At 55.1% G+C, this 26,601-nt stretch carries 31 protein-coding genes, 1 other RNA gene and 2 pseudogenes; 18 read left to right on the top strand and 16 right to left on the bottom strand.

All coding sequences use genetic code 11. From position 1 onward, the window contains the following. The coding region (locus ACWB12_RS05240) for an Rne/Rng family ribonuclease (protein WP_479529016.1) at positions 1 to 1,896 on the top strand (1,896 nt) is incomplete at its 5' end. Between the two features lie 82 nt (positions 1,897 to 1,978). Beyond that, on the top strand, positions 1,979 to 2,710 hold the full coding sequence (locus ACWB12_RS05245; RefSeq protein WP_479529017.1) for a sulfite exporter TauE/SafE family protein: 732 nt from the start codon (positions 1,979 to 1,981) through the stop codon (positions 2,708 to 2,710). On the opposite strand, the gene ACWB12_RS05250 is transcribed toward ACWB12_RS05245, so the two are convergent. Beyond that, the gene (locus ACWB12_RS05250) at positions 2,707 to 2,934 is read right to left on the bottom strand and encodes a sulfurtransferase TusA family protein (RefSeq protein WP_479529018.1); all 228 of its coding nucleotides are present in this window, start codon (positions 2,932 to 2,934) and stop codon (positions 2,707 to 2,709) included. The two genes, ACWB12_RS05245 and ACWB12_RS05250, sit on opposite strands and share 4 nt — an antisense overlap. A 114-nt stretch (positions 2,935 to 3,048) precedes the next feature. Here ACWB12_RS05250 and ACWB12_RS05255 point away from each other — a divergent pair, with 114 nt between their 5' ends. The 4 genes from ACWB12_RS05255 to ACWB12_RS05270 all read left to right on the top strand — a co-directional run bounded on the left by ACWB12_RS05255 (position 3,049) and on the right by ACWB12_RS05270 (position 6,879). Further along, positions 3,049 to 3,807 carry a cytochrome c biogenesis CcdA family protein gene (locus ACWB12_RS05255; protein WP_479529019.1) on the top strand — a complete coding sequence of 253 codons (759 nt, stop codon included), beginning with the start codon at positions 3,049 to 3,051 and terminating at the stop codon, positions 3,805 to 3,807. A 61-nt stretch (positions 3,808 to 3,868) separates the two neighbouring features. After that, positions 3,869 to 5,119: a hypothetical protein gene (locus ACWB12_RS05260; protein ID WP_479529020.1), complete on the top strand. Its 1,251-nt coding sequence runs from the start codon at positions 3,869 to 3,871 to the stop codon at positions 5,117 to 5,119. Next, positions 5,116 to 6,483 carry a cytochrome P450 gene (locus tag ACWB12_RS05265; protein ID WP_479529021.1) on the top strand — a complete coding sequence of 456 codons (1,368 nt, stop codon included), beginning with the start codon at positions 5,116 to 5,118 and terminating at the stop codon, positions 6,481 to 6,483. Before ACWB12_RS05260 ends, ACWB12_RS05265 begins: the two co-directional genes overlap by 4 nt. A 237-nt stretch (positions 6,484 to 6,720) precedes the next feature. Then, positions 6,721 to 6,879, top strand: a complete 159-nt coding sequence (locus ACWB12_RS05270; RefSeq protein WP_479529022.1) for a hypothetical protein — start codon at positions 6,721 to 6,723, stop codon at positions 6,877 to 6,879. On the opposite strand, the gene ACWB12_RS05275 is transcribed toward ACWB12_RS05270, so the two are convergent. The 10 genes from ACWB12_RS05275 to ACWB12_RS05320 form a co-directional block, all read right to left on the bottom strand. Continuing rightward, the gene (locus ACWB12_RS05275) at positions 6,873 to 7,130 is read right to left on the bottom strand and encodes a ribbon-helix-helix domain-containing protein (RefSeq protein WP_479529023.1); all 258 of its coding nucleotides are present in this window, start codon (positions 7,128 to 7,130) and stop codon (positions 6,873 to 6,875) included. The two genes, ACWB12_RS05270 and ACWB12_RS05275, sit on opposite strands and share 7 nt — an antisense overlap. Beyond that, entirely contained in the window at positions 7,127 to 7,306 is a 180-nt protein-coding gene (locus tag ACWB12_RS05280; protein WP_479529024.1) for a DUF4169 family protein, read from the bottom strand. The genes ACWB12_RS05275 and ACWB12_RS05280 overlap by 4 nt, the downstream gene beginning before the upstream one ends. Continuing rightward, positions 7,306 to 8,700, bottom strand: a complete 1,395-nt coding sequence (fumC, locus tag ACWB12_RS05285) for a class II fumarate hydratase (RefSeq protein ID WP_479529025.1) — start codon at positions 8,698 to 8,700, stop codon at positions 7,306 to 7,308. Before fumC ends, ACWB12_RS05280 begins: the two co-directional genes overlap by 1 nt. A gap of 60 nt (positions 8,701 to 8,760) precedes the next feature. Beyond that, positions 8,761 to 9,222: a class I SAM-dependent methyltransferase gene (locus tag ACWB12_RS05290; protein ID WP_479529026.1), complete on the bottom strand. Its 462-nt coding sequence runs from the start codon at positions 9,220 to 9,222 to the stop codon at positions 8,761 to 8,763. A gap of 133 nt (positions 9,223 to 9,355) precedes the next feature. Then, positions 9,356 to 9,859: an SspB family protein gene (locus ACWB12_RS05295; RefSeq protein ID WP_479529027.1), complete on the bottom strand. Its 504-nt coding sequence runs from the start codon at positions 9,857 to 9,859 to the stop codon at positions 9,356 to 9,358. 71 nt (positions 9,860 to 9,930) lie between these two features. Next, positions 9,931 to 11,193 carry a chromate efflux transporter gene (chrA, locus tag ACWB12_RS05300; RefSeq protein ID WP_479529028.1) on the bottom strand — a complete coding sequence of 421 codons (1,263 nt, stop codon included), beginning with the start codon at positions 11,191 to 11,193 and terminating at the stop codon, positions 9,931 to 9,933. Further along, entirely contained in the window at positions 11,190 to 12,008 is an 819-nt protein-coding gene (locus ACWB12_RS05305) for a chromate resistance protein ChrB domain-containing protein (protein ID WP_479529029.1), read from the bottom strand. Before ACWB12_RS05305 ends, chrA begins: the two co-directional genes overlap by 4 nt. Before the next feature lie 256 nt (positions 12,009 to 12,264). Continuing rightward, positions 12,265 to 12,891, bottom strand: coding sequence for a LysE family translocator (locus tag ACWB12_RS05310; RefSeq protein WP_479529030.1), 627 nt, complete (start codon positions 12,889 to 12,891; stop codon positions 12,265 to 12,267). 217 nt (positions 12,892 to 13,108) lie between these two features. Next, positions 13,109 to 13,624, bottom strand: coding sequence for a hypothetical protein (locus ACWB12_RS05315; RefSeq protein WP_479529031.1), 516 nt, complete (start codon positions 13,622 to 13,624; stop codon positions 13,109 to 13,111). A 134-nt stretch (positions 13,625 to 13,758) separates the two neighbouring features. Continuing rightward, entirely contained in the window at positions 13,759 to 14,214 is a 456-nt protein-coding gene (locus tag ACWB12_RS05320; RefSeq protein ID WP_479529032.1) for a DUF4437 domain-containing protein, read from the bottom strand. A 179-nt stretch (positions 14,215 to 14,393) separates the two neighbouring features. On the opposite strand from ACWB12_RS05320, the pseudogene ACWB12_RS05325 reads away from it, so the two are divergent. From ACWB12_RS05325 to ACWB12_RS05335, 3 genes and pseudogenes are all read left to right on the top strand, one after another. Next, positions 14,394 to 14,930: pseudogene (locus ACWB12_RS05325) on the top strand (cupin domain-containing protein); the annotation flags it as partial. 142 nt (positions 14,931 to 15,072) lie between these two features. Further along, a complete protein-coding gene (locus tag ACWB12_RS05330) occupies positions 15,073 to 15,303 on the top strand; it encodes a helix-turn-helix transcriptional regulator (RefSeq protein ID WP_479529033.1) in 231 nt (76 codons plus the stop codon). A gap of 164 nt (positions 15,304 to 15,467) precedes the next feature. Further along, positions 15,468 to 15,842, top strand: a pseudogene (locus tag ACWB12_RS05335) (tryptophan 7-halogenase); the annotation flags it as partial. A 436-nt stretch (positions 15,843 to 16,278) separates the two neighbouring features. Here the strand turns inward: ACWB12_RS05335 and ssrA are convergent. Both ssrA and ACWB12_RS05345 read right to left on the bottom strand, forming a co-directional pair. Next, positions 16,279 to 16,629: a transfer-messenger RNA gene (ssrA, locus tag ACWB12_RS05340) on the bottom strand. Continuing rightward, positions 16,609 to 17,532, bottom strand: coding sequence for a hypothetical protein (locus ACWB12_RS05345; RefSeq protein ID WP_479529034.1), 924 nt, complete (start codon positions 17,530 to 17,532; stop codon positions 16,609 to 16,611). The genes ssrA and ACWB12_RS05345 overlap by 21 nt, the downstream gene beginning before the upstream one ends. 70 nt (positions 17,533 to 17,602) lie before the next feature. Between ACWB12_RS05345 and ACWB12_RS05350 the strand changes: the two genes are divergently transcribed. Continuing rightward, entirely contained in the window at positions 17,603 to 17,815 is a 213-nt protein-coding gene (locus ACWB12_RS05350) for a hypothetical protein (protein WP_479529035.1), read from the top strand. Between the two features lie 105 nt (positions 17,816 to 17,920). Here ACWB12_RS05350 and ACWB12_RS05355 read toward each other — a convergent pair whose 3' ends face one another. Further along, positions 17,921 to 18,070, bottom strand: coding sequence for a hypothetical protein (locus tag ACWB12_RS05355; RefSeq protein ID WP_479529036.1), 150 nt, complete (start codon positions 18,068 to 18,070; stop codon positions 17,921 to 17,923). 103 nt (positions 18,071 to 18,173) lie between these two features. Then, on the bottom strand, positions 18,174 to 18,911 hold the full coding sequence (locus tag ACWB12_RS05360; RefSeq protein ID WP_479529037.1) for a FadR/GntR family transcriptional regulator: 738 nt from the start codon (positions 18,909 to 18,911) through the stop codon (positions 18,174 to 18,176). A gap of 116 nt (positions 18,912 to 19,027) precedes the next feature. Here ACWB12_RS05360 and ACWB12_RS05365 point away from each other — a divergent pair, with 116 nt between their 5' ends. Genes ACWB12_RS05365 through acuI form a run of 3 tightly spaced genes read left to right on the top strand, consistent with a single transcriptional unit; the run spans position 19,028 to position 21,708 of the window. Next, on the top strand, positions 19,028 to 20,200 hold the full coding sequence (locus ACWB12_RS05365; protein WP_479529038.1) for an acyl-CoA dehydrogenase family protein: 1,173 nt from the start codon (positions 19,028 to 19,030) through the stop codon (positions 20,198 to 20,200). Further along, positions 20,197 to 20,700, top strand: coding sequence for a DinB family protein (locus tag ACWB12_RS05370; protein WP_479529039.1), 504 nt, complete (start codon positions 20,197 to 20,199; stop codon positions 20,698 to 20,700). The genes ACWB12_RS05365 and ACWB12_RS05370 overlap by 4 nt, the downstream gene beginning before the upstream one ends. A 15-nt stretch (positions 20,701 to 20,715) precedes the next feature. Further along, positions 20,716 to 21,708 carry an acryloyl-CoA reductase gene (gene acuI, locus ACWB12_RS05375; protein ID WP_479529040.1) on the top strand — a complete coding sequence of 331 codons (993 nt, stop codon included), beginning with the start codon at positions 20,716 to 20,718 and terminating at the stop codon, positions 21,706 to 21,708. Between the two features lie 40 nt (positions 21,709 to 21,748). Here acuI and ACWB12_RS05380 read toward each other — a convergent pair whose 3' ends face one another. Beyond that, positions 21,749 to 22,318 (bottom strand): carboxymuconolactone decarboxylase family protein, encoded by a 570-nt coding sequence (locus tag ACWB12_RS05380; protein ID WP_479529041.1) that lies wholly within the window; start codon positions 22,316 to 22,318, stop codon positions 21,749 to 21,751. A gap of 165 nt (positions 22,319 to 22,483) precedes the next feature. Here ACWB12_RS05380 and ACWB12_RS05385 point away from each other — a divergent pair, with 165 nt between their 5' ends. The 5 genes from ACWB12_RS05385 to ACWB12_RS05405 all read left to right on the top strand — a co-directional run. Next, positions 22,484 to 23,023, top strand: a complete 540-nt coding sequence (locus ACWB12_RS05385) for a TetR/AcrR family transcriptional regulator (RefSeq protein ID WP_479529042.1) — start codon at positions 22,484 to 22,486, stop codon at positions 23,021 to 23,023. 96 nt (positions 23,024 to 23,119) lie between these two features. Beyond that, positions 23,120 to 24,343 (top strand): aminotransferase class V-fold PLP-dependent enzyme, encoded by a 1,224-nt coding sequence (locus tag ACWB12_RS05390; RefSeq protein WP_479529043.1) that lies wholly within the window; start codon positions 23,120 to 23,122, stop codon positions 24,341 to 24,343. 41 nt (positions 24,344 to 24,384) lie between these two features. Beyond that, positions 24,385 to 24,825, top strand: coding sequence for a TrgA family protein (locus tag ACWB12_RS05395; RefSeq protein WP_479529044.1), 441 nt, complete (start codon positions 24,385 to 24,387; stop codon positions 24,823 to 24,825). A gap of 3 nt (positions 24,826 to 24,828) precedes the next feature. Next, complete coding sequence (locus tag ACWB12_RS05400) at positions 24,829 to 25,956, top strand: NUDIX domain-containing protein (RefSeq protein WP_479529045.1); 1,128 nt, start codon at positions 24,829 to 24,831, stop codon at positions 25,954 to 25,956. 51 nt (positions 25,957 to 26,007) lie between these two features. After that, positions 26,008 to 26,601 (top strand): pyridoxal-phosphate dependent enzyme (locus ACWB12_RS05405; protein WP_479529046.1); only part of this gene is annotated, 594 nt, incomplete at its 3' end.

The following is a 26,601-nucleotide window of genomic DNA, read 5'->3' on the forward strand; positions in this document are numbered from 1 at the left end:
GTGGTGAAAGAGGAGCGTGGCAACAAGGGTGCAGCCCTGACCACCTATCTGTCACTGGCTGGCCGGTATTGCGTTCTGATGCCAAACACAGCACGCGGCGGCGGGATATCCCGCAAGATCACCAATGCCGTTGACCGCAAAAAGCTGAAAGCGATTGCCAACGATATTGAAGTGCCCCAAGGGGCTGGCCTGATCGTGCGCACCGCGGGTGCAAAACGCACCAAGGTCGAGATCAACCGCGATTACGAATATTTGCAGCGCCTATGGGAGCAAATACGCTCGCTGACGCTGGATTCCAACGCACCTGCCAAGATTTACGAAGAAGGCAACCTGATTAAGCGCTCGATCCGCGACCTGTATAACCGCGACATCGACGAGGTTCTGATCGAGGGCGAAGCGGGCTATCGCGTTGCCAAGGACTTTATGAAAATGATCATGCCGTCGCACGCCAAAAACGTGAAGCATTACAACGAAACCATGCCGTTGTTTGCGCGTTTTCAGGTCGAAGGCTATCTGGCGGGGATGTTTAACCCCACCGTTCAGTTGAAATCAGGTGGCTATATTGTGATCGGCATCACCGAGGCATTGGTAGCAATCGATGTGAACTCGGGTAGATCCACCAAAGAGGCCTCCATCGAGGATACCGCGCTGAAAACCAATCTGGAAGCCTCGGACGAGGTTGCCCGTCAATTGCGTTTGCGCGACCTGGCTGGTCTGATTGTGATCGACTACATTGATATGGACGAGCGCCGCAACAACAACGCGGTTGAAAAGCGCCTGAAGGACCGGTTGAAAGACGACCGCGCCCGTATTCAGGTTGGCCGGATTTCCGGCTTTGGCCTGATGGAAATGTCACGCCAACGCCTGCGCCCTGGTATGATCGAGGCGACAACCCAACCTTGTTCGCATTGTCATGGCACCGGATTGATCCGTTCGGACGAAAATCTGGCCCTGTCTATCTTGCGCCAGTTGGAAGAAGAGGGCACACGCAAACGTAGTCGTGAGGTTCTTTTGAAAGCGCCTGTGGGCATTGCCAACTACCTGATGAACAACAAACGCGAGCATATCGCCCAGATCGAGGTGCGATATGGTCTGTCTGTTCGCATCGAGGGTGATCCGTTCCTTGTGTCGCCTGATTTCTCGATCGAGAAGTTCAAAACTGCCAGCCGCGTGGTGAAACCCGCAGCGGCAGTGGTATCGGTTGATGCGTCTATCATGGATGACATTGATGATGGTGTGGCTGCTGATGCCAGCGCCGAGGATAACGTGTCTGCCGCCCAAAATGGCGCAGATAATGACGCCCAAAATAACAATGGCGAAGAACAGGCCCCGAAAAAGCGCCGTCGTCGTCGGCGTCGTCGTGGACGTGGCCGTGGTGGAGAAGGCAATGGCGAGAACCAGTCGCAGAATGCCGAGGGCGAGGAACAGCCCGTTGTGGCAGCTTCCGAGGAAGCGGCACCTGCAGAGGATGCCGTGAAACCCGAGGCGGACGAGAAACCGGCCGAAGAAAAGCCAAAACGCGCCCCGCGCAAACGTGCGCCGCGTAAATCTGCCAAGACGGACGAGGGTGACAAGCCTGCGACGGCAGAAGAGCCTGCAGCCGAGGCGGAAGAGCCGAAGAAGAAGCCGGTTCGCCGTCGTAAAGCGCCTGCGAAAAAAGCCGAGGCTGTTGCGACTGAGGCGGCAGAGGAAAAGCCCGCACCCAAGAAACGGGCACCGCGCAAACCTGCGGCCAAGAAGGCAAAAGAGGTTGAACCGGTTGCCGAAGTGGCCGCACCAGAACCTGTGGTTGCCAATGCGGTGGAAGCGCCAAAGGCAAAACCAAAGACCGAGCTAAAGCCCGACACCAAGTCGGATAAACCCAAGAAAAAAGGCTGGTGGTCGCTGGGACGCTAATCACTAACTGGAAGACGGTTAATGAAATGTCGGCAGGCCAAGGCTTGTCGGCATTTTTTGTTTCGGGCTAAGGTTGTCGGGCATGGATATTTCAACGTTTCATTATTTCTACATCGGTTTGGCGGCTTTTCTGGTCGGGTTCACCAAAACTTCTGTTGGCGGCGTCGGGATATTAGCGGTTCTGCTGATGGCGCTGGCTATTCCGGGCAAGGCGTCGCCCGGGGTGTTGCTACCGATGCTGATTGCTGCCGATATTATGGCGGTGATTTACTACCGGCGGTCATGTCAGTGGGCAATTTTACTGAAACTGGTACCGCTAACACTGGTTGGTTTAGCACTTGGCTATGCCATCCTGCGCCTTGCACCGGATACCAATTTTGAACGCGTCATCGGCTGGACGATTCTTGTCATGCTGGCGCTGGACCTTGCGATGAATGAAAGCATTCGCGCCCATATGCGCGGGCGGGTGTTGACGGGGGCTGCAGGCGTTTTGGCGGGGGCGGCGTCGATGGTGGCCAATGCCGCAGGACCGATTTTCGGGATTTATCTGTTGCAGATGGGGTTAACAAAGTCTGAATTCGTCGGCACCCGCAGTTGGTTCTTTCTGGTGCTGAATATTGCCAAACTGCCGTTGTCGGCACAATTGGGGCTGATAACAATCCCGTCGCTGACGTTGAATTTGATGTATTTACCCGTGATCCTGATTGGGGCAATATCTGGTTATAAACTATTGGAATACATCAACATTGATCTATTCAAATGGCTGATCCGCATTGCAGCGATGGTGGCCGCCTTGCGTCTTATCCTGACCTAGCCTTTGCGCACCAGATAGGCCTGCCCATGGCCAGAATCGCTTTGCCCGATCAAAACATGACCTTGTTCACTGCAAAAATGCGCTACATCAATCACGGCGGCAGGATCATCCGCTAACAGTCGCACCACTGCCCCCGCCTCGTGCCCTTGCAACCGCTTGCGCAGCTTTAGCACGGGCAGCGGGCACAGCATGCCGATGGCGTCAATTTCGTCAATCCAATCCATGCGAAATGGATAGGGCGGTAAATGCGCCAAGTCCACGCAAATGTGACATTTGCGCAGGTGACGCCGCCCGCGTGATAGCGTAGAGGTGGAAAAACCAAAAAACAGAGGCCCCATATGTTTGGCATAGAAACAGTTATCGACGCGAGCCTTCTACCGGCCATGTTTGTGGCATTGACTGCGGGGCTATTGTCGTTCCTGTCGCCTTGCGTTTTTCCCGTTGTTGGCCCTTATCTGGCCTATATGGGTGGGATAACAATGAACGAAATGGCAGGTTCGGATGGCGCAATCCGTCGTCGGCCTATTTGGGCTGCAGCCGCGTTTGTACTTGGTCTGTCCACGGTGTTTATGCTGCTTGGTTTTACAACATCGCTGTTTGGTAAATTCTATTTGAACAACCGCGACGGGTTTACCATTATTGCGGGTTTGGTGGTTATGCTTTTCGGGGTTCATTTCCTGGGGATAATAAGAATTCCGTTTCTAGACCGCGAAGCACGGATTGAAGTCGGTGATCAGGGCGGGTCTACATTTGGTGCCTATATTCTGGGTCTTGCGTTCGCATTCGGCTGGACGCCATGCCTTGGGCCGATTTTGGGCGCTATCCTGGGAATTGCCGCGACAGAGGGCTCTGTCACACGTGGCACATTTCTGTTAGCGACCTATTCCTTCGGGTTGGGGATACCCTTTTTGCTCGTTGCTGCGTTTTTCCCCAGCCTTTCTGGCCTGATGAATTTTATGAAACGCCATACAGAGCGTGTCGAAAGGATTATGGGCTTGTTGCTGTGGACGGTCGGGCTCATGATGGCTACGGGCCAGTTTACATTGTTTTCGTCATGGCTCTTGAACGCATTTCCCGTATTACAAAACATTGGCTAGTAGGCCCTAGTTTTGTCATAAACATTCGCTAAACTACAGCTGTAATGTTTTGAGGCAGAGTATGCAGGTCGAAGGCCACACAGTTGCGAAGCGTCGGGTATTTTACATTCCCGGCTACGATCCGATTCATCCGCGTCGGTATCGGGAACTGTATCGCAAGGAAGGTGCGGATCAGGCTAAAATTTCTGGTTACAAGATTGAACTTTCCCCCAAACAAACCCCCAAATCACGTGGCGGGCGCTATGGCTGGCATGTGACCGGATCAATCGAGGGCACCAGAACGCAGGCCGATTTTGATGTGCTGGTTTGGTCCGATATTGTTAAAACCTCGATGGATTTGAACATCCCGCAGACCTATCTGGTGCTGGCGCGCACCGCATGGATATATATCGCCTCGGGCGCTTTGCGTCGCTTGATGTGGTTGCGCAAGGGGCCGGTGATTGCGGCACTTTATCCGATTGGTATGTTGTTGTTGCAATTGTTGCTGGCGGTTCTGGTGGCGTGGTTCGTCGGGGCCAATGTGGCCAAGGGCGTTAAGGTGCTGGTCGACTGGCCGACGATTGCGCGGCTGGTCGGTTGGGGCGCGGCCCTGCCATTGATCGTGGTGATCCTGCGATGGTTCCGCAAAATAGATAACAAGCTGTTTGCCTACTATTTGATGCATGACTACGCCTATGAGGCTCGCTCCAAGGGCGAAAACCCACCCGAGCTTGAGGAACGAATGGCGGAGTTCGGGGCCGAGATTGCACAAGCCCTGAACAGTGATGTGGACGAGGTTTTGGTGGTTGGGCACTCATCCGGCGCCCATATAGGGGTGTCGGTGTTGGCAGATCTGATCCGCGCGGGCAAGGTAGACGAGGACGGGCCGGAATTGGCATTCCTGACGCTAGGGCAGGTGGTGCCAATGGTGTCATTCCTGCCACGCGCCTACCGGTTAAGGGCTGACCTGCAATACCTGTCCACTCGCAACGAGTTGATCTGGGTCGATGTGACTGCCCCGGGTGACGGTTGTGCATTCGCGCTCTGTGATCCCGTTGCAGTGTCTGGCGTTGCAACTAAAAACCAGCGCTGGCCGCTGGTCATTTCTGCGGCGTTTACCCAGACGCTATCCCCCAGCCGCTGGGCCGAAGTACGCTGGAAATTCTTTCGCCTACATTTCCAGTATATGTGTGCTTTTGACCGGCCTGGTGATTATGACTACTTTAGAATCACCGCCGGATCGATGACCCTGAAGCGTCGGTATTTCAATCGTGCTGCGTCAATTTCGCGGATTGATGTTGCGGCTTCGCCCTATACATCTGTGACCCCATGACCCTACCGCCAAAACCCAAATCTCGGCCCCGCAATGCATCGCTATGGCAACACGCCAAATTGTTTCGCAAGGATATTTTGTCGGCTCAACCCGAACATTTGTATGGCGCGTGGATGGCCGAATTCCGCACCCCGTTTTTCCGGTCCTACATGGTGAACCAGCCCGATCTGGTGAAAACAGTGCTGGCCGAGAGCCTGACAATATTTCCAAAATCCACCCGCATTCGGGATGGTCTGGCGGCCTTGCTAGGCAATTCACTGTTCCTGTCCAGTGGGGAGGACTGGAAACACCAGCGCCGCATTATTGATCCGGCGTTTGAAGGTGGCCGTTTGCGCGAAGTATTCCCGAAAATGTGGGACAGTGCGGTGGCGGCGGTTGATCGTCTGGAAGGGCAGACTGGCAAGGGACCGGTCGAGGTGGAAAGCATGACCTCGCATGTGGCCGCGGATGTAATTTTCCGCACTTTGTTTTCGCTACCGATCACCGATGAAACCGCAGCTGGCGTGTTTGACGAGTTCAAAGATTACCAACGCTCGATGCCGTTTGCCAACATGTCGAGCTTGTTGCCAAAGCTCAAATGGTTACCGAATTTTGCCTCTAAACGCAGCAAGGAAACCGCCGAGGTCATTCGCGGTTTGATCCGCCAGATCACAACCGAACGTCGCGCCGAAATTGATGCGGGTACCGCCCCCGATGATCTGGCCACCAAGATCATGACCACACCGGACCCAGAAACCGGCAAATGTTTTGACACCGAAGAAATGGTCGATCAGGTGGCGATCTTTTTCCTGGCAGGGCATGAAACAAGTGCGTCTGCATTGGCGTGGTCGCTCTATATGCTGGCGCTATACCCTGAATGGCAGGACAAGGTCGCGGATGAGGCGCTTGAGGTGATCAACCCGAAAAAAGCGTACTTTTCTGCCGTCAGCAAATTGCGCATCTCGCGCGATGTGTTTCGCGAAACCATGCGGTTATATCCGCCGGTGCCTGCCACCGTGCGCGAGGCGGCTTGCCCTGTCGAATTTCGCAACCGCAAGATTAAAAAGGGATCGCAAGTGATCCTGTCGGCGTGGCACCTGCACCGGCACACTAAAATCTGGGATCGGCCTGATGAGTTCGACCCGATGCGGTTTCACACCAAGGAGGGCAAGCAATGTATGCGAGATGCCTATATCCCGTTTTCCGCAGGGCCAAGGGTGTGTCCGGGCAGCGGTTTTGCCATGCTCGAGGGGCCGTTGATCCTGTCTATGTTGGTACGGGCGTATCGGTTTGAACTGGTTAAATCCCGCCCAGCCGTGCCGATTGCACACCTGACTTTGCGTTCTAAAGAGGGGATATGGTTAACTGTGACGCCGCGTAACTAGACAAATTTGGCTAAAATCGTCAGAAATGACGTAAGGTCAATCCTTTTCCCCCTCGGGTTTTGTTGAAATCTACTTTAACGAGACCCAAGTCTGTAACACGAAACATACGGGGGATTGAATATGTCTACTGAATCGGCTGCCACTGATTTGTTAAACGATACAGCGCCTCGGGCGCTGGTTAGAATTGCTATACCATCTTTCAGGATTGGATGGCGTAAATCCAAAGATCGCAACAAGATGCCAGTTGGCCCAACTGTTGAAGAGTTCCAAAGCCTGTTTCAGGATGATTTTCGCCGCTCTGCCAAGGCCAAAATCGTGTTGTCAGATTGCGAACGCCGTGATTACAACCAAGCGATTGACTTGCGCGCGGCCCTATACGGTCCGAAAAGTCACTGATTATCGGGCGTGCGCATGGGCGCATCCCGATAATACCTTAACACAAACAATCGAATAGCTGACGCAAGGCCGGTATCAATCCGGCCCGCGTCGCCTGTGCGCTGCGCGTCTATTTCGGCGGCCAATACGTTAAGTGGTTGCCTTTTGGCGGCGGCTATATCACGAAATGCCTGCCAGAACTCGTCTTCCAGCGAAACGCTGGTGCGGTGGCCCCTCAGGGTTAGGGAATGTTTCTTGGGTCGCGCATTCATTCCTCGTCCAGCATATGTTGGTCCAGCATTTTGCTGGCTTTGTCACTAATGGCGACTTGGGCAATACGTTCGGCCTTGGTGCGGCCAAATTTTACGGCATTGGCATCAGCGACACTACGTTTGTCATCCCGCGCCCGAGCCTTGCGCACGCGATTGAGGTTTACAATATCTTTCATCAGTCTTTGGGACCGATCATTTTTTCAGGGCGCACCACGCGCTCGAATGTTTGGGCATCGACAAACCCCAGCGCGATGGCTTCTTCTTTCAGGGTGGTGCCGTTTTTATGCGCGGTTTTGGCCACTTTGGTAGCGTTGTCATAGCCGATTTCAGGCGCAAGTGCTGTGACCAGCATAAGGCTTTCGCGCATCAGTTGATCAATCCGCCCCTTGTCAGCCTGAATGCCGACTACACAGTTTTTGGTGAATGTCGCCGTCGCATCACCCAACAACTGGATGGATTGCAGCACATTATAGGCCATCATTGGCTTATAGACGTTCAATTCAAAATGCCCTTGTGAGCCGGCAAAGCCGACAGCGGCGTCATTGCCCATCACCTGAATGCAAACCTGTGTTATCGCCTCGACCTGCGTTGGGTTGACCTTACCGGGCATGATCGATGATCCCGGCTCGTTTTCGGGAAGGATCAGTTCGCCAAGGCCACAGCGCGGGCCGGACCCGAGCAGGCGAATGTCATTGGCTATTTTATAGAGCGACGAGGCAACCGTTTTTAGAGTACCGGATATTTCAACCATCGCGTCATGCGCTGCCAAGGCCTCGAATTTATTGGGGGCGGTGACAAAGGGCAGACCGGTGATCCGCGCCATATTCGCCGCAACCGTTTCGGCCCAGCCGTGTGTGGTGTTCAGGCCGGTGCCAACGGCGGTGCCGCCTTGGGCCAATTCATGGATGCGCACAAGCGCGCCCTTGATCCGTTCAATTCCCATGGCCACCTGATGCGCATAGCCGGAAAATTCCTGTGCCAATGTCAGCGGGGTAGCGTCCATCGTGTGGGTGCGCCCGATCTTGATGATGCCGTCAAATTCGCGCACCTTGGCGTCCAGCGCGAAATGCAGCGTAGCAAGGCCAGGCAGCAGCACGTCATGGGCGGCGGTGGCGGTGGCGATGTGCATCGCGGTGGGAAAGGTATCGTTGCTGGATTGCCCCATGTTCACGTGGTCATTCGGGTGCACCGGCGTTTTGCTGCCAATCTCGCCGCCAAGAATTTCGATGGCGCGGTTGGCGATCACTTCGTTTGCGTTCATGTTGGACTGGGTGCCGGACCCAGTTTGCCACACAACCAGCGGGAAATTATCGTCCAGTTTGCCGTCGATGACTTCAGTGGCGGCTGTAATAATGGCGTTGCCTTTATCGGCATCCAGTTTGCCCAGATCCATATTGGCCTGCGCACAAGCCTTTTTGATCACACCCAGTGCGCGCACAATCGCGATCGGTTGACGTTCCCATCCGATGGGAAAGTTCATCAAGGATCGTTGTGTCTGTGCGCCCCAGTATTTGTCAATGGGCACTTCCAGCGGGCCAAAACTATCGGTTTCGGTGCGGGTCTGGGTCATGGCGGCATCCTCGGTTAATTGTGGCAGTTATGTATAAGCACAGGCCGATGAAAACCAAAGTTATCTCGGCTGATTGAATACATATACCGTGGCTGGCGGCAGATTAAACCATATTCGACGGCTGCTTGACCATTCCAGCCCCAGTTCGGTGCGTACTTCTGGGGCCAGCGGTGGTTTGGTCCCATAGGTGAACTGGATCATCGGTGCGCCGGGTTTCAGGGCCAAGAATACAGATTTGGCGATATCCATTTGCATATTAATAGGCATGTTCAACAAGGGAAGGCCACTGACCACGGCCCCAAGGTCGGAAATGCCCAAACTGGCCATATCCTGTGCCATCCGGTTGTGCACACTGACATCGGGGTGCTGCTGTTTCAGGTGCTTGCAAAACCCTTTGCTCATGTCAAATAGCGTAAGGTTCTGCGGTGAAATGCCTGCGGCCAGTATTTGGCGGGTGATCGCGCCTGTACCAGGGCCAATTTCGACCACAGGGCCGTTATTTGGGTCAATCTGGCCAGCCATCAATCGCCCTAATGAGCGGCTTGATGGAATAACAGCCCCGACACCGGAGGGGTTTCTTATGGCTTGATGTAAAAATAGAGGAATGTTTTTAATCATGAAACCAACGTGTTACAAAAAGTTCTTTAGCGCAGGATTATGGCTTGCGAAAACTGTCCAGACTGACGACTTCGGCATCTTTGGGCGGCTCGTCATCATCAAGGGCCTCAACCATCGGGGCTTCGGGAACATCGTCATGTTCGGCTGTTTCTATCGACACCACTTCGGCGTCTTGTTCGCCGTCCTCGTGGCTGTCAAATCGAAGACCAAATTCGACGGAAGGGTCAACAAAGGTGACGATTGCATCATAGGGGACATACAGCGGTTCTGGGTTGTCACCAAAATTCAGGGTGATGGCAAAGCCGACATCACCAACATCCAGATTGTCGAACCAGTGCTGGATCACGATGGTCATATCGCCCGGATAACGGTCCGACAGCCAATCGGCGATTTCCACATCGGGGTGCATGGTGTCAAAGGTGATAAAGAAATGGTGCTGCCCGGGCAGGCCGTCTTTGGCAATATCGTTTAGCACTTCCTTGATCAGCGAACGCATGGCGCGGTGCATCAGGTTTCCATAGTCGATGGTGTCTGAAGACATGCTTGGCGGCCCCTTTGGCGGATGATGCGTTGAGCATAAGCAATTCTGGCGCGAAGGGAAGGGGCAAGCGCTCAAAATTGCGACAGCACCACGCCTCCGATGGCAACCAGCGCCAAGACCTTAAGCAAATCCATATGCAGGCGCAGGATCATCACGCCGGAAAGCAGGGCCAAGACCACTACCCGTCCGTCCAGCGTGGCCAAATCCGGGGTGAACAGGGTGACAGGGCCGAGTTTAATGGCCGTAACGCTGCCGAAAAACACATGCAGCGCGAACCATAGCGACAGGTTCAGGATCACCCCGACCACGGCGGCGGTGATGGCGGATAAAGCGCCTGACAGGCGCGGGCGGGTGGCGATCCATTCAATGTAGGGGGCGCCGGTGAATATCCACAGATAGCAGGGCACAAAGGTAACCCAGAGCGCCAGCAATGCCGCCGCGATACCCATGCCCAGCCCGTATTGGCCAAACCCGGCCATGAAGGCGACGAATTCAGTGACCAGTATCAACGGCCCCGGTGTGGTTTCGGCCAACCCCAGCCCGTCCATCATTTGCGGCGTGGTCAGCCAGCCGTGTTCAAACACAGCCGCTTGGGTCATATAGGCCAGCACCGCGTAGGCGCCGCCAAAGGTGACGACCGCCAGTTTGGCAAAGAACACGCCGATCTGGGTGAGGAATGTTGCACCAGCAGCCCATAGCGCGGCCACCGGTGCCCACCAGATCACCAGCCAGATGGCGATGGTGCGCAACGGGTTCGCGCCTTTTGGGTGGGGCGGCGGGTCATCGGCGCTGCGTTGGGTGGCGTATCCATATAGGGCGGCCATTGCGATGATCAACGGAAAGGGCAGGGTCAGGAAAAAGATGCCGACGAACGACAGGGCCGCAATGATCCAGTGCGCCCATCCTTTCAACGCCTTTCGCGCCACCCGCAACAGCGCTTCGATCACGATCACCACAACGGCGGCTTTGACCCCGATAAACATCGCCTCGACCCATGGGATTTTGCCGTAGAGCGCGTAACCAACGGCCAAAGCCAGCACCACAAGTGCGCCGGGCACCACGAACAGCAATCCGGCGATCAGCCCACCGCGCACCCCGTGCAACCGCCAGCCGGCATAGGTGGCGATTTGCGTAGCTTCGGGGCCGGGCAGCAACATGCAAAACGACAGCGCGTTCAGGAATTGCTGTTCCGTCAGCCAAGGGCGTTCCTCGACCAATTCACGGTGCATCACGGCAATTTGTGCGGCGGGGCCACCGAATGACAGCAGGCCAATGCGAGCAAAAACGCGGGTGGCCTCAGCCAAACCGGGTTGGACAAATTCAGCCCCGCTCATTTTGCGGACCCTTGGTTGTTGGGCCAGCTGTGGGTTTCATCGGAACCGTCGCGCGCCCAGCGGTATAGGGAATCATAGATCTGCATTCCGGCCTCAACCTGCTGTAAGTCGTCTTTGTATTGTCTTGATAACCCAACAGATATTGCCAAAAGGCCTGCGGCCTCGGGCGCAAGGTCATGGCGGTTGGTGTCAGCAGCGCGCACCACGGTAGCAAGGTGCATCAGCGCATCTGTTTCCAGTTTAAGCTCTGCCAACAAAGTGTCGAAGGTGCAATTGTTACCGCGATGGCTCCAGAATACGCCTTCAATATCAAACGGGGTCGCGCCCAGTTTTTCGGCCACATCGGCGACCTCGCTTGGGGCGACAAACAGGATACGCGCGGATGGATCAACAAAGCGCCGGATCAGCCACGGACAAGCAATGCGGTCAATTTTCGGGCGATGTTTTGTTACCCACAGGGTGCTGCCATTTACCATTGCGGGCAGGGCGCTCGCAGGGATCAGCGGCAGGTTTGCATCCCGCCAACCATAGACGCCGCCTTGCAAATATTCGGCTGCAATGCCCTCGCACCGCAAATAGGCGGCCACCCCTTGGGACAGCTTTTTGCCCTTTTGACAGGCCACCACCACGGGTCGTCCGTTAAGACGTTCAACAAGGGCTGGCATGTCGTTGTGTGGCGCGCGAAACGCCGTCGGGATCAGGCGCGGGTCTTCGGCAAAATCCGGGTCAATGCAGATGTCGACAATGACAGGGGCGGCAGGGGTGCCGATCAGGCGCATTAACTGGGCGGGGGTAATTTCGTTTAACGAGGCCATAGTGCATCCTTTCTGAAGGGTCAGGGGATGCGAATCTTTGGCCAGAGCCTCACGGGGCGTTCGCGGTGTAGCCCCATGGGGTAAGGGTGCCAAACGGGGCGTGCAAAGTCAATACGGAGGATATGAATTGCATATGAAAACCATATGAAACGCATATGAGGTTTTTCTGGAGAGTATGGTGGTGAGTGAGGTGAAAACTGCGGCTTTTAGGCCAAAGTTACTTCACCAATTCTGTCATGGGCTAGGCCTAATTCCCTCAGTGTTCCCGCGACGTGACCAAGTATATCGCAGCTCCGCCAAAGAAGGTGGCAAATGCCCCTTCAATCCATCTGCGAAACCGAACATAGCCCGCCATCATGCCCGGCTTGGAAAAAACCAAGGCATAGGTGGTCATTAGAAACACGTTCACCAGCATACTGACAGCAATGACCCAAAGCATCGCAACGGGTGGCGCGCCTGGTTTTAGTCCAATGGCGAATATTGATCCCCAAAAGATCAGTGCTTTTGGATTGGTTAAATGTATCAATGCTCCACGCACTGCCGAAATCCACAATGAATCCGCCCCCACATCCTTGGTTGCCATCGCGTGATCAGGCCTCATTGCCGCCCGTGCCGAACGCCAGCCAAGCCATCCCAGATAGGCTGCACCCGCATATTTCAACGAGTCAAACAGCCATTGGTTCGACAACAGAACCGCCCCCATTCCAAGTCCGGCAAACGTTGCCCAAACAAAACCCCCAGCCGTCATCCCGTACGCCACAGCAAATCCATACCGTCGCCCGCGTGCCATTGCTGTGCCCGCAATTGCAAGCATGCCCGGCCCCGGAACCAAACCACCAAGAAATGCGGCACCCAGAACAATCCATAGATTAATATCTGACATTGAAACCCTTTTCTGTATTAAGCATTCGATAATTTTACTGTTCTTCTAGAAATTGTAAAGTTACCGGATTTCTGGGATTTGACGGATATCGACCAACGGCAGCTTTGTCCTGCACAGCCGCTATTTGTATCACATTATAAGTAACCACAATATGCGCACCATAAACCGCGTCAATATGCGTTGCCCGAATAGAGTAAAACGACATTCCGCCATCTGGTTAATTGCCGGATTGCGCATCGCCAACTCGCCGCGCCCAACGTGGCTTCCCATCCATCCCGACATAATCGCGGTCAATCATGGAACCGTATTGATCAACGGTGAACGCGCCTTTTTGAACCAGATTGGCGGGACTGACCTTGGTGTGATACAGCGCATAAATGATCTTGTCGCCCGCCCGTGACGCCACATGGATCATCTTGCGTTTTGGGGCAAAGCTGTGTTTTTCGGTGTAGCGGCATTTGCCAAGGGTGAGCACACAATTATGTGGCTTAAAGCGGGTCCATTCGCCGGTGCTGTCGGTGCGCTCGACCACTTGCCCATCTTTGCGCACCCAAAGGATGGCAAAATCGGGCTGGCCTTTGGAATTGTCCCTTGTGAACGCCAGTTTGAACAGTTTCCCATCCCGCGCCAGCAGTTCGACCGAAGTGTTGCCACTGTCGGTCTGCCAACGGGTGATGCTGCCGATTTGTTTTGCCGACAGATCGAAGGCAGCAACCAGAGTGGGCGCAAGCATCAAGACGAGGGGCAGGAGCAGGGCGGGCGGGCGATGAATGAACATGCAGTCAGGGTAGGAAGGATATGATAAAAGGGCAAGCCTGTTTTGCAGGCGGGGTGTGCAGTAGCGACAGCACACCCCGCACGGTTGGTTTATTCAACCACCTGAAAATCAAACGCCCCGTCGGCGTAAAAGTAGAACTCGCACGGGGTGTCGGATACGCAGGCTGTGGCGTGCTCCATACCGGCGGGCACGTACCAATATGAGCCAGCCTCAAGCACTGGCGGGTTTTTATCCCCTTCAAACGGGTTGGTCATTTGCCCTTTGATTACCACACCGTGGTAGGCCCCGGTATGGGTATGCAGCGGGGTGATGAAATTGGCAGGGAACTGGCCAAACGAGCCATGCGCGCCGACATTACGATTGCCATAAGCTGCGGCCATTTTGAAGGCAGGATTGATGTTTTCAAAGATCAGATCAGCAGCGGGTAAACCGACCCCTTTTGTCGGGTCAAATCCTTCTTGGGCAATAGCATTTGTCGCGGAAATGATGCTAAGAGTTGCCGCGCCAAGTGTTGTCATTAAAGCTTTTTGAATATTTTGTTGCATTGATTTGTCTCCGTTTTTGTTGATGTATGGAGTATTACCGTTTCTCGAAATGCAAAGACTTGGAATGACTGATAGTCTGGATATATGTGCAGATCGTCCATGACTATGTCTGGTATCGGGACTTTGGGGCTTATCTGCTATAGGGTGGACAGAACCGAAATAGAGACGAAGAGGCCGATATGCCAGATGCGTTTAGCGATGTTTTGCGACTGATCCAGTTGAAAAGCTGTGTCTATTTCCTGCGCGATTTTTGCGCCCCTTGGGGGATGGCGATGCAGGTGGGAGAGGTGGCGCAGTTTCACGCGGTGTTGCGGGGGCAGTGCGTTGTTATGATCGGTGATCAGACCCTTCAGGGGGTGGCGGGGGACATATTCCTGTTCCCCAAAGGGGCGGCGCATGTGATTTCGGATGCATCAGTTTGCCAGCCCGTTTCCGGGCCCGAGTTCATGCAATCCCTGTCCAGCGAGGCACCGCTGTTTGCGGATGGTCCTGTCGCCACGCAATTGCTGTGCGGCCATTACGAGTATCGCCAAGATATCCGGCACCCGCTGATGGATGAATTGCCAACCGTCACTCATATAAAATCAACTGCCCCCGATGCGGCACAGGATGTATCCGAAGGGATCCGCGTTCTGGTGCGTGAAATGAACCGGAATGCGCCGGGGACAACGGCGGGGGTTGAAAAACTGGCCGAGATATTGCTGGTTCAGATCATCCGCACAAACCTGTCGGAAAAAAGCAACCGACCCACGTTTATCAAAGGATCTGTCAGATCCCAGACTGGCGCGCGCAATCCAGCTGATTCATCAAAGCCCCGAGCAGCCCCTGACATTAGGCAATATGGCCGCGGCGGCGGGCATGTCACGCTCGGCCTTTGCGTTTCATTTCAGGGTGAAAACCGGCACCACACCAAGTGCCTATCTGACGCTGTGGCGCATGTGTCTGGCACGGGATTTCATGCAGGGGCAGGGGCTGACAGTGTCGCAATCCGCGCATCGGGTGGGATACGAATCCGAAGTTGCCTTTAGCCGTGCTTTCCGGCGACATTTTGGCATAAGTCCTGGTAAGGTGCGGGTGAAAATCGCGTAGGCGTCGGCCACTTACCCCGCAAAGGATTACAAAACCGCAGGTTGCTATACTTGTGCCTGAAATTCGGGTAAGCTTTGTGAAATTATTCAGTATCCGCAAGCGCAATTTTGGGCGCAGCATCTTATCAACAAATCAATCTTGTTTTGGCCTTTGGGGGAAGAGCTGTGGCAAAACCAATTCGCAATATTACCATTGTTGGTGGCGGGACGGCAGGCTGGATGTCGGCATTGCTGCTGACTTCGCTTTGTAAAACGGGGGCAAATTCCGGCGACAAGTTGAAAATAACGCTGATTGAATCGCCAAACATTCCCACCGTTGGCGTGGGCGAGGCGACAGTCCCCAGCATGCCGCGAACGTTGAAATCGGCGGGGATATCCGAACAGGAATTACTGCAAACCTGCAACGCTACTTTCAAGCTGGGTGTCTTGTTTGATCACTGGAACGTTGATCGCAGCGGCAATCCTATCGGTTATGTCAATCCTTTTGCGCGTGGTGGCGTGATTGACGGGGTGGATGTCGCTACTTATTTTCAGAAATTCGGTGCAGCGGGGTTGGATTTCACCTCGCTGTTTTCGGCGGGCACTTATCAGGCTGTATTAATGGGCAAGCAGGTCTATGACACTGGCTGGGGTGCGGAAAATCCGTCCGGGATTATCCTGCTTGATCCGGAGAAATGGCAGCGCTATCTGACTGCGACACGCGCAAAAATTGCTCAAACGGTGCAACTCACCGCAGACCATCGCAGCCTGTTGCGCGAATTGAGAGGTGAGGTGCAACCCACAACACTTGCCAAGCCCTGGGCGTTGACCGGAGGCGGGTTTGCCCCGCCTACTGTGGCGGCAACCGTAGCAATGCCAGGACAGAAAGCCCCGAAAACAACCGACGTATTAACCAAGGGCATTTCAGGCGAAATACGAAACCCACGCCGACGAGCCCGACGGGAGCGTGAGTTTGCTATAGGTTTACAGAGAATTAGGTGCAGGCTTCTGTTGCCAGGTGCCTGCGAACCCCGCCTTAGGCTGCTAAGCGTAAGGACTTAAGATTTCAATAGATCGGACCGCTTACGCAGCCAGAGCCATTGGAGCTTTGTTGTCATTTGCAACTAGCTTTTATGTACCGATAACGGTGGTAACTCACCGAGATAAAGCTAACATCTTTAGACGTTCGTCGATCCTGTTTCGACCCCATGATCCCCAAAGAAGGATGTTTGGTGGAGTCGCCGGGTACCGCCCCCGGGTCCGATCCGCTTATTACATGCGCGTTTATATCCATATTCCCCGAAGGGACAGCTAATACGTAAGCAAGTCATGCAAGGTTTACAAGGCTTCTATGAACGAATGGACGCGCAATCAGGGGGGGTGTTGATACAACCAGATCATCAATCACCATCTGCCAGTAATGTTTGGTGCTGATTTCTACGCTGGTTATGCCCTCGATTAGGGGTTGATAGCTGATCGGATGATAGGCTGATAATCCGATCGTGTCGGTCATCACCAATACATCATCCCGGTAATAGCGAAATATGGCCTCTTCTCCTTCGCTATTAGGCCATGCAGTGGACAAGTTTACGGTCAGAAACGAAAACGGATCGTCGGCGTAAATCCTGCCGGGATATCCGGAACTGGTGTAGAGGATATGGTTGCCACTAGTTGTGCCGTTGACATAGCCAGCTACAGGCACGCCAACCAATCCGACATCGACCGGATAGTTCCCAACGACAACTGGTCGTGGCTCCCCGTTGGTAATCAGCGTATATTTCCCGCGCTTTACGCTCCAGATGAATTGGTCGTTTTCGGTGACGTCGAGCATTGCGACGGGGCTGCCATCTTGTTGCAGCTCGATATGCCCATCCATTTCGCCAAGATAGGTACCGCGGATGAATGTATTGCGGGCAATACCAATCGGGGTCAGTATTTCAGACAGGCCCAGACCCGCGGGAGAGCCTTCGATTGCGATCAGTTTGCGCTGTTGTGTTTGATTGCCCGTGGTCACACGCCAACCACGCGGGATCAGGGCGCTGAATTCATAACTCCCTGCAGAGGACAGTGGCGAGTCTTCCAGTGTTGTCGAGGCCAGAAAGTTGGCAAATCCGTTCAGATTAGTCCGGTTGGCCGCGATTGGCGTTCCACCCCGAGATAGGCTAACTGCAATATCTGCCAATGCCCGATCACCAATGTCATAGCTGCCGTTTCCATTAAGGTCATTGAATATGTAGGCGGAAATATTCACTTTATTTTCACTCTTGCTCCAATCGGTTCTCATTGGGTAGAACAGGTCTTCTGTGCCTACAGAAGATGGCATGCCCAATGTCGAAATCAATATTGAAAAAATCAACGGCTTGATCATGGGTGAATATCCTTGGTTACAATGGGTCATAAATGTTTATGCGCATGGGGCGTCATTGAAAAGTGCAAAGCCCAAATTGATCAGGCATGAAGAGGAGCGGAGGATACAGCACGGGGAAGGCACAGGTGAACAAACGCCAAGCAGGAATGCGTCAAATGCTGGGTGATATGAAATCTTTATAAGATTTCAGTTTGTTTTCTTTGAAAGAAAACAGTCGCTAGACCAAAATCAATCTAATCGTATTCAAGAATCCACTTGGATTGGTTTTGCTTTAATTGAAATGGCGCAGGGGTTCCTGATTGCAGAAGATGATGATCTGTCCTGCGTTTTCAACAGCGCGGAACCCGCGGCGTTGCAGTTCTTTGCGAAACCGCTCGATACCGGCGTACCGCTCGATGTCACGGGTCTTGCGGCGGATCACCTCGCCTCTTTGAACGGCTTTTGACGTAAAGACTTCGCGCCCAGATATCAGGCGACAGGGGGGATTGTTTATATGTCATACCCTGTAATCTGTGCCATTATAGTTAATCTGCGGTTAACTGCTTTTTACGTGCCGCAACATCGCGCGCCAGAGTCATCGTATAGGTCGCTAGCGCCTGCAATGCGCTATCGGCCATCGCGCCATCATGCGCCTCGATTGCATCGGCAATCTCGGTATGCAGGGCCACGATTTGCTTTCGGGATCGCGCCGAAAAGGTGATCATGTTCATCAACGGCTCGATCGCCTCGATCGCACCGGCCAACTGATAGGACAACACAGGGTTGCCCGCCCCATCCACCAATGCACGGTGAAAGGCCACGTCAGAGGCGCAGAACCCCTCGTCAGACAGGCCAGGTTGGCCTTGCCGGTGAATTTCGGCCCGCATGGTCGCCAGATGGTCGGCCGTGCGGCGTTTGGCTGACAGCGGGGCACAGGCGCGTTCCAGCGTGAACCGTGCCTCGCAAGCGGTTTCAAAATCGACTTCGTTCATTGACAGCAGCAGGGTGGAGGTGGTGATCTGTTGCCCATAGGCATCTTCAAACCGCAACCGGTTCACAAATGCACCACCCGTTGCGCCGCGCTGGGTGCGGATCAGGTTTTGCGCCGCCAGCCGTTTCAACGCCTCGCGCACCGTGGGGCGCGAAACGTTGAATTTGTCGCTCAACTCGGCCTCGCTTGGCAGGCGCTCATCCACGATCAAGGTGCCGCTGATTATCGCGTCACGGATTGCCTCGGCGATTTGCACCGACAGTTCGCGGCTGGTTTCCAGATCGGTTTTCATAAGATTTCATTTGTCAGACAATTGGCGCTGTGGCAAGGTCCATCCAACAATTGGCGCTGTGGCAAGGTCCATCCAAATGTAAGACAATTAACGACTCAAAAACGGGGGATACACCAATGGGCACCAAAATCGACAAGATACTGGAAGCGGCACAGCAACATTGCGACGATGTGATCAAACCCAACGTGGACAACTGGAACGCATCCGGCGAGTGGCCGCGCGCGGCGTCATTGATTGCGGGGGCCGCCGGTCTGACCGGCCTATATGCGCCCGAAGAATGGGGCGGGCAGGGCTTGCCACTGGGCGAGGGCATCCGCGTTTACGAGGAGTTGGGCAAGGGTGACGGGGCCTATGCGTTCGCACTGTCGATGCACAATATTTGCACCTATGCGACCTGCGGGTTCGGCACCGAGGCGTTCAAGCAGGAATGGGCCAAGGATTTGACCAACGGGCGCAAACTGGCCAATTTTGCGCTGACCGAACCGCAATCAGGGTCCGATGCGATGACGATGTATACCCGCGCGGTGATTAACGGCGACGGCACATGGACGATCAACGGGGCCAAGGCTTGGGTGTCGCTGGCGGATGAGGCGGATGTTTACCTGACTGTGGTGAAAACTTCGGATGATCTAGGCCACAAGGATATGGCGATGATTGCCATACCCAAGGATGCCAAAGGGGTTTCGTTCGGACCGCGTTACGACACGCCATCCTATGAACACCTGCCGCTGGCCGAGATGTATTTCAAAGATGTGATCGTGTCCGAGGACAACATCATCCTGCCAATCGGGCAGGGCTTACAAGGCTCGCTGATGGCCATCGACATCGCGCGAGTCTCGATTGCCGCTGGGTGCTGCGGGTTAATGGAAAGCGCATTGGACATCGCGCTGGCCTATTCATCGCGGCGCAAAATGTTTGGCGGCAAGAACCTTGATCTTGAAGGCATCCAGTGGATGTTGGGGGACGTTTCGACCAACCTTGAAGCGTCGCGCCTGTTATACCGCGCGGCGGCCAACGCGCTGGGAACCGATGAGGGGCCGGTGATGGCCGCGCACGCCAAACGGTTTGTGCCCGATGCGGCGGTGGATGCCGCGAATACCTGCACGCAGGTGCTGGGTGGCTCGGGGTTGTTGAAGGAATACGGCATGGACCGCCTGTCGCGCCTTGCGCAGATGTTGCGGATTGTTGACGGCACCACTGAAATCAGCCGCGTGGTGATTGGCCGCGCGTTGCAGAAACGCGCCAAAGGGCTGCCGGATATTGCGGTGCCCAAGGGGTATGGGGAATGATCACGCCCGAATATGTGCAGATGATGGCGCGTTATAACAAATGGCAAAATCATAGCCTTTATGGTGCGGCCGACACATTGGATGACGCGGCGCGGCGCAAGGATCGGGGGGCGTTTTTCAAATCCATTCACGACACATTGGCCCACATCCTGTGGGGCGATACCCTGTGGATGAGCCGCTTTGACGGATGGGAACCACCCACTGATAAAGGCGGCATCGTCATTGCCGGTTGGGAGGAGCTGAAGCAATCCCGCATAGTGGCAGATGCGCGATTTATTGACTGGGGCCCGCGTGTTTCGCAGGCAGATTTGGAGGGCGAATTTTCGTGGCATTCCGCTGTCTTGCAGCGCGATTTTACCAAACCAAAAGCAGTATGCGTGATGCAGGTATTCAATCACCAGACCCATCATCGGGGTCAGGTCCACGCGATGCTAACCGCTGCCGGTGCCAAACCGGACGATACAGATTTGCCATTCATTCCAGATGAATATCTGGCATAGGAAAAGGAAACCGACATGACATTCAACGCATTGATCGTCGAAAAGAACGACGAAGGCAAAACCAGCGCATCCGTGCAGCAGATTTCCATTGACCGCTTACCGGAATCCGAAGTCACGGTGGCGGTCGATTATTCCACGGTGAACTATAAGGACGGGCTGTGCATTGGCCCCGGTGGCGGGCTGGTGCGCAATTACCCGCACATTCCTGGCATTGATTTTTCCGGTGTGGTCGAGGACAGCACGGATGCGCGTTACAAGGTGGGTGATAAGGTGGTTCTGACCGGCTGGCGCGTCGGCGAGGCCCATTGGGGCGGGTATTCGCAAAAGGTGCGGGTGCGGGCCGATTGGCTGGTGCCGCTGCCCGAAGGTCTGACCACACGCCAAGCAATGGCGGTCGGCACGGCGGGGTTCACCGCGATGCTGGCGGTGATGGCGCTCGAGGATCACGGGCTGGTTGCGGGGCATGGCCCTGTGCTGGTGACGGGGGCGGCGGGCGGCGTTGGATCAGTCGCGACGGCGATTTTGGCGAACCTTGGCCATGAAGTGGCGGCGGTGACGGGGCGGCCAGAGGCAGCGGAGTATCTGACATCACTAGGGGCGACACAAATCGTGGCGCGTGAGGATATCAACGAGACAGTGAAACGCCCGCTAGAGGCCGAAACTTGGACGGGCTGTGTCGATGCAGTTGGCGGTGACATGTTGGCGCGGGTTTTGGGTCAGATGAAATACGGGGCCTCGGTTGCGGCTGTGGGTTTGGCTGGCGGGGCGCAGTTGAACGCCACCGTGATCCCGTTCCTGCTGCGCGGGGTGAACCTGCTGGGGATTGATAGCGTGATGCAACCTTACGCGAACCGCGTGCGGGCATGGGCACGGATCGCGCAGGATTTGCCGATGGACAAGCTGGAAAGCATGATCCAGCCCGCCACGCTGAGTGATCTGCCGCAGTTGGGGCGTGACATTTTGAAGGGTCAGGTCAAGGGGCGAGTGGTGGTGGATGTGAATGGGTGAATTTAGAGCGGGGGGGCAATGTTACGCCCCCCACAGCCTTTTATTCAGCGACTTTATAAGGCGCAAACGCTTCATCAACTTCAGTTCCAGCCAGATGGTTCACATAGTTTGAGTAGGTCTTGCAGGCGATGGCTTGGACAATGCCCAGCACATGCTGCGATGTGAACCCTGCGGCAAGGAACGTGTCCACCTCGGATTTGTCCGGTATCCCGCGCTTTTCGACCATTGTGCGGGTGAACGTGGCCAAAGCATTCAGCCGCGCATCGGGCAGGGGGCTGCCATCGCGCAATGCGGCTAGGCTGTCGGCGGGGACGCCTGACATTTTATCGGCGATCATCGAGTGGGCGGCGGTGCAATAGGTGCAGCCGTTCACCGCACTGACACTTAGGAACACCACCTCTTGTTCGGCAGGGGCAAAGCCTGCGTTTTCGCGGAAGCTGTTGTAAGACGCCATATAGCCGGTCAAAACGCCGGGCAGGGCCCCCATGTAGCCGTACATATTGGGGATAAAGCCTAATTTGGCTTTGGTGGCTTTCAGGATTTCCGCCACGTCGCCGGTTGCGGTTTCCAGTGTGACGGGAGTGATGTCGAGCAGTTTTGTACGTGTCATTTGATCGTCCTTTGATTTACAGAATGAGCGTTTCATATATTGCATAATCCAAAAGCTCCAGCTACTTTAAGAACGATGAGTTCAAAAATAAGTGATCAGAGGCCCGCCGTTCGACAACGTGGCCGCCCGCGAGGGTTTAGTCAGACAGCAGCGCTAGAGGCCGCGATGCGGGTTTTCTGGGCGCAGGGCTATGCTGCGGCGTCAATCGATGTGTTGTGCCGCGCAATGAACGTGCCGCGCGCCAGCCTGTACCAGATGTTCGGCGACAAACAGGGGCTATTTCTGGCCGCGATCACCCATTACAGCGATGTGCGCTTTGCGCCGGTGATGCAGCATTTGGCGGGCGATGGTGATATTCGGGTGGACCTTGCGGCGTTCCTGAACGGGGTGGTTGATTTTGCAACCCGCGATCATGAAACGCTGGGCTGTCTGGTGGCGGGGGCCTTGGCGGATACGGCAGGGTGTAATTTGCAGTTGCGCGACAGGCTGACGCGTGCCTTTGACAACGTTGAACATACATTGGCCGCGCGCATTGCAAGGGCGCAAGCCAAGGGGCAAATTCCTGCGATGCCAACGGCCGATGATCTGGGTGTGATGCTGGCCGCCACCGCACGCGGGTTGATGGTGCGGGCCCGCACGGGGTGTCCGGCGGATGATTTGTATCCGGCGGCAAAGGCTGCGGTTGATCTGTGTTGCCGCGTCTAAGGTGCAAAATTGAAAATAGATGCTTGATGCGGCGGAAAAACAAAGACAATGTGAAGCCCAGACCCATTTGGTCAGGGCTTTTCTATTGAGGGCGATATGCAGCTAGATTTGGATTTTGTGCGGGGCCAGTTCCCTGCGTTCGATGAACCTTCCTTGCAGGGGCAGGTGTTCTTTGAAAATGCGGGCGGCAGTTATACCTGCAAGCCGGTGATTGATCGTTTGTTCCGGTTCTACCACAGCCGCAAGGTGCAGCCTTATGCGCCCTATGAGGCGTCGCGTCTGGGTGGAGCCGAGATGGACGAGGCCCGTGAAGGTTTGGCGGCAATGATGGGGGTGGATACGGATGAGTTGTCATTCGGTCCATCCACCACGCAGAATACCTATGTTCTGGCGCAGGCATTTCGCCAGCATTTGACGCAGGGGGACGCAATCATTGTCACCAATCAGGATCACGAGGCCAACACCGGCCCGTGGCGCCGACTGGCCGAGGAGGGCTATGAGGTGCGTGAATGGCAGATGGACCCTGAAACGGGGCATCTGGATCCTGCCGACCTGACCAATCTGTTGGATGATAAGGTCAAGCTGGTGTGCTTTCCGCATTGCTCCAACGTGGTGGGTGAAATCAACGACGTTGCTTTGATCTGCAAAATGGTGCGCGATCACGGGGCTTATAGCTGTGTTGACGGGGTTAGCTATGCGCCGCATGGCTTTGTTAATGTTGATGAAATCGGCGCGGACATCTATATGTTTTCGGCCTATAAAACTTACGGCCCGCATCAGGGTATTCTGGTGATCCGCCGCGCCTTGGGAATGGAGTTGCCCAATCAGGGGCATTATTTCAACGCCGACAGCCTTTATAAACGGTTTACCCCTGCGGGACCGGACCATGCGCAAGTGGCGGCCTGTGCGGGGATGGCGGATTATGTGGATCAACTATATGCGCATCACTTTGCTGCCAAGGCTGGCGCGTCGGCGCGGGCCGCTGCGGTGCACGGATTGATGCGCGGGGCTGAAACTGTGCTGATGCAGCCGCTGCTGGATTATCTGGGGCAGAAAAATTCGGCACGGTTGCTGGGACCAACGCAAGCCGAGGGGCGCGCCCCGACGATTGCGGTCGAGTTGGCGGGCAATGCCGAGGCTGTGGCAACAGCGCTGGCCGCAAAGGGGATCATGGCTGGTGGCGGTGATTTTTATGCGGTGCGGGCGTTGCAGGCGCAGGGCATTGACCCGAATAAGGGCGTTTTGCGATTGAGCTTTGTGCATTACACTTCCAAGGCGGAAATCGATACGCTGATCACAGCGCTTGACCAAACGATCTAGGACAGGGACAATCCGCACAACTAAATTTGGAGGCTGGATAGATGCCATCAGCAGGACGTGCCGTTGGGGCCGTGTTATTTGCCATACTTGTGTGGTATGTTTCGGAAAGGTTCAAACCGTTGATGCCCGAGGGCACGGCTTTTGGACGGTTTTCCGAATTCAATGCCTTGTTTGGCTTTGTTCTGGGCTGGCTGATGATGGGGCCACGTGCGCACCCGAATTTGAGCGCCTCGATTACGTCAGGCATAACCGCAACGGTTGCGATTGTATTCTGGGTGCTGTTGGCCCATTCGATCATCGAGATGCTAAAACTGTCATTGCGCAAACGCTATGATGGTCCGGTCGAGGCTGTGGTCGGGGTGTTCCAGTTGATGATTAAGTACGGGACAATAATGGCCACACCCGAGATCCTCGGGACTCTGTTTATCGGCGGGATTGCTATCGCTGTTGTAAGCGGTAGGGCCGAGCACCGCTTTGCTTAGAACGTGAAAAATCTGTTCTTTTACGGCACGTTAGCGCACCGTCCTTTGCTGGAAGTTGTGCTGGGCCGTGCGCTTTCGCTGGAGTCTTTCCAAGAGGCGAACCTGCCGGATTTCGCGTCATACTGGGTCAAAGGCCAAGCGCATCCGATGTTGGCGACGCAAAAAGGTGCAACGGCCAAGGGGCTGTATCTGACGGGATTGTCGGTGCAGGATGTGGCGCGGCTGGATTTCTACGAGGGTGGGTTTGACTATGATCTGCGCCCGCTCGGCATCAAAACTGCGACCGGCACCCATGATGCAAATGTCTATTTCCCCTCTGATGTTCCTCCGAGCGGTAATCCGTGGGTGTTGGCCGATTGGGCGGCTGAGTGGGGCGATTTGACGGTTCTGGCCGCAATCGAGGCTATGGGGTATTTCGGTCAGATTACGGTGCAAGAACTGGGCAAAAGGTTTCCTGTAATCCGCAGGCGTGCGGCATCGTTTATCAGAGGGCAGGCCGAGGCAGGCAAACCATCCATCGCCACCACGCACAGCCGCGCGGATGTGACTGTTTCATCTGCCCGCATGGCCTATAGCAATTTCTACGCAATGCAGGAATTTGACATCCGCTACCGTAAATTCAACGGCGAGATGGGCGATCTGTTGGAACGTGCTACATTCGTCGGTTTTGATGTGGCGATTGTGCTGCCTTATGATCCTGTGCTGGATTGTGTGCTGTTGGTCGAACAATTCCGTATTGGGCCCTACGCCCGTGGCGCCGAATATCCGTGGAGCATGGAGCCGGTTGCGGGCCACATAGATGTGGGGGAAACCCCCGAGATGGCCGCGAAACGCGAATGCGAGGAAGAGGCGGGGCTGGCGTTGCACAAATTGGAGCCAATTGCGGCTGCTTACCCGTCACCAGGGGCATCGAGCGAATTTTATTATTGCTATCTGGGGCTGTGTGATCTGGCTGGTATTAGCGGTGGTATTGCAGGATTGGATAGCGAGAGCGAAGACATTCTGAGCCGGATATTATCCTTTGATGCCTTGATGGATTTTGTTGATACTGGGCAGGCAACCAACCAGCCGTTGATACTGGCCGCCTACTGGCTGGCAAGAAACCGTGACAGGTTACGCCGAGACGCTTGAGTTCGGGGGGCGGGCTGCCTAGATATAGAGGCAGGCATTTTGGGGATGATTATGGATATTTGCAGTGATCTGGAACACTCAATCGGAAACACGCCACTGATCCGGCTTCGGGCTGCGAGCGAGGTTACGGGATGCGAGATTCTGGGCAAGGCAGAATTCATGAACCCGGGCCAGTCTGTCAAGGACCGCGCGGCGCTGTTTATGATCAAGGATGCGGTGGCGCGGGGCACGTTGAAACCCGGCGGCACCATTGTCGAGGGCACGGCTGGCAACACCGGCATAGGTCTGGCGCTGGTCGGGGCATCGATGGGGTTCAAAACCGTGATCGTGATCCCTGAAACCCAAAGTCAGGAAAAGAAGGATATGCTGCGCCTTGCCGGTGCGCATCTGATCGAAGTGCCCGCCGCACCTTATAAAAACCCAAATAATTTTGTGCGGTATTCTGGCCGTTTGGCCGAAAAGCTGGCCCAAACTGAACCAAACGGCGCGATCTGGGCAAACCAGTTTGATAACGTTGCCAACCGTCAATCCCACATTGAAACCACTGCCCCCGAGATTTGGGATCAGACCGGCGGTGCGGTTGACGGATTTGTCTGTGCGGTTGGGTCGGGTGGCACATTGGCGGGCGTGGCTGACGGTTTGCGG

The sequence above is a fragment of the Profundibacter sp. genome, assembly GCF_056498605.1.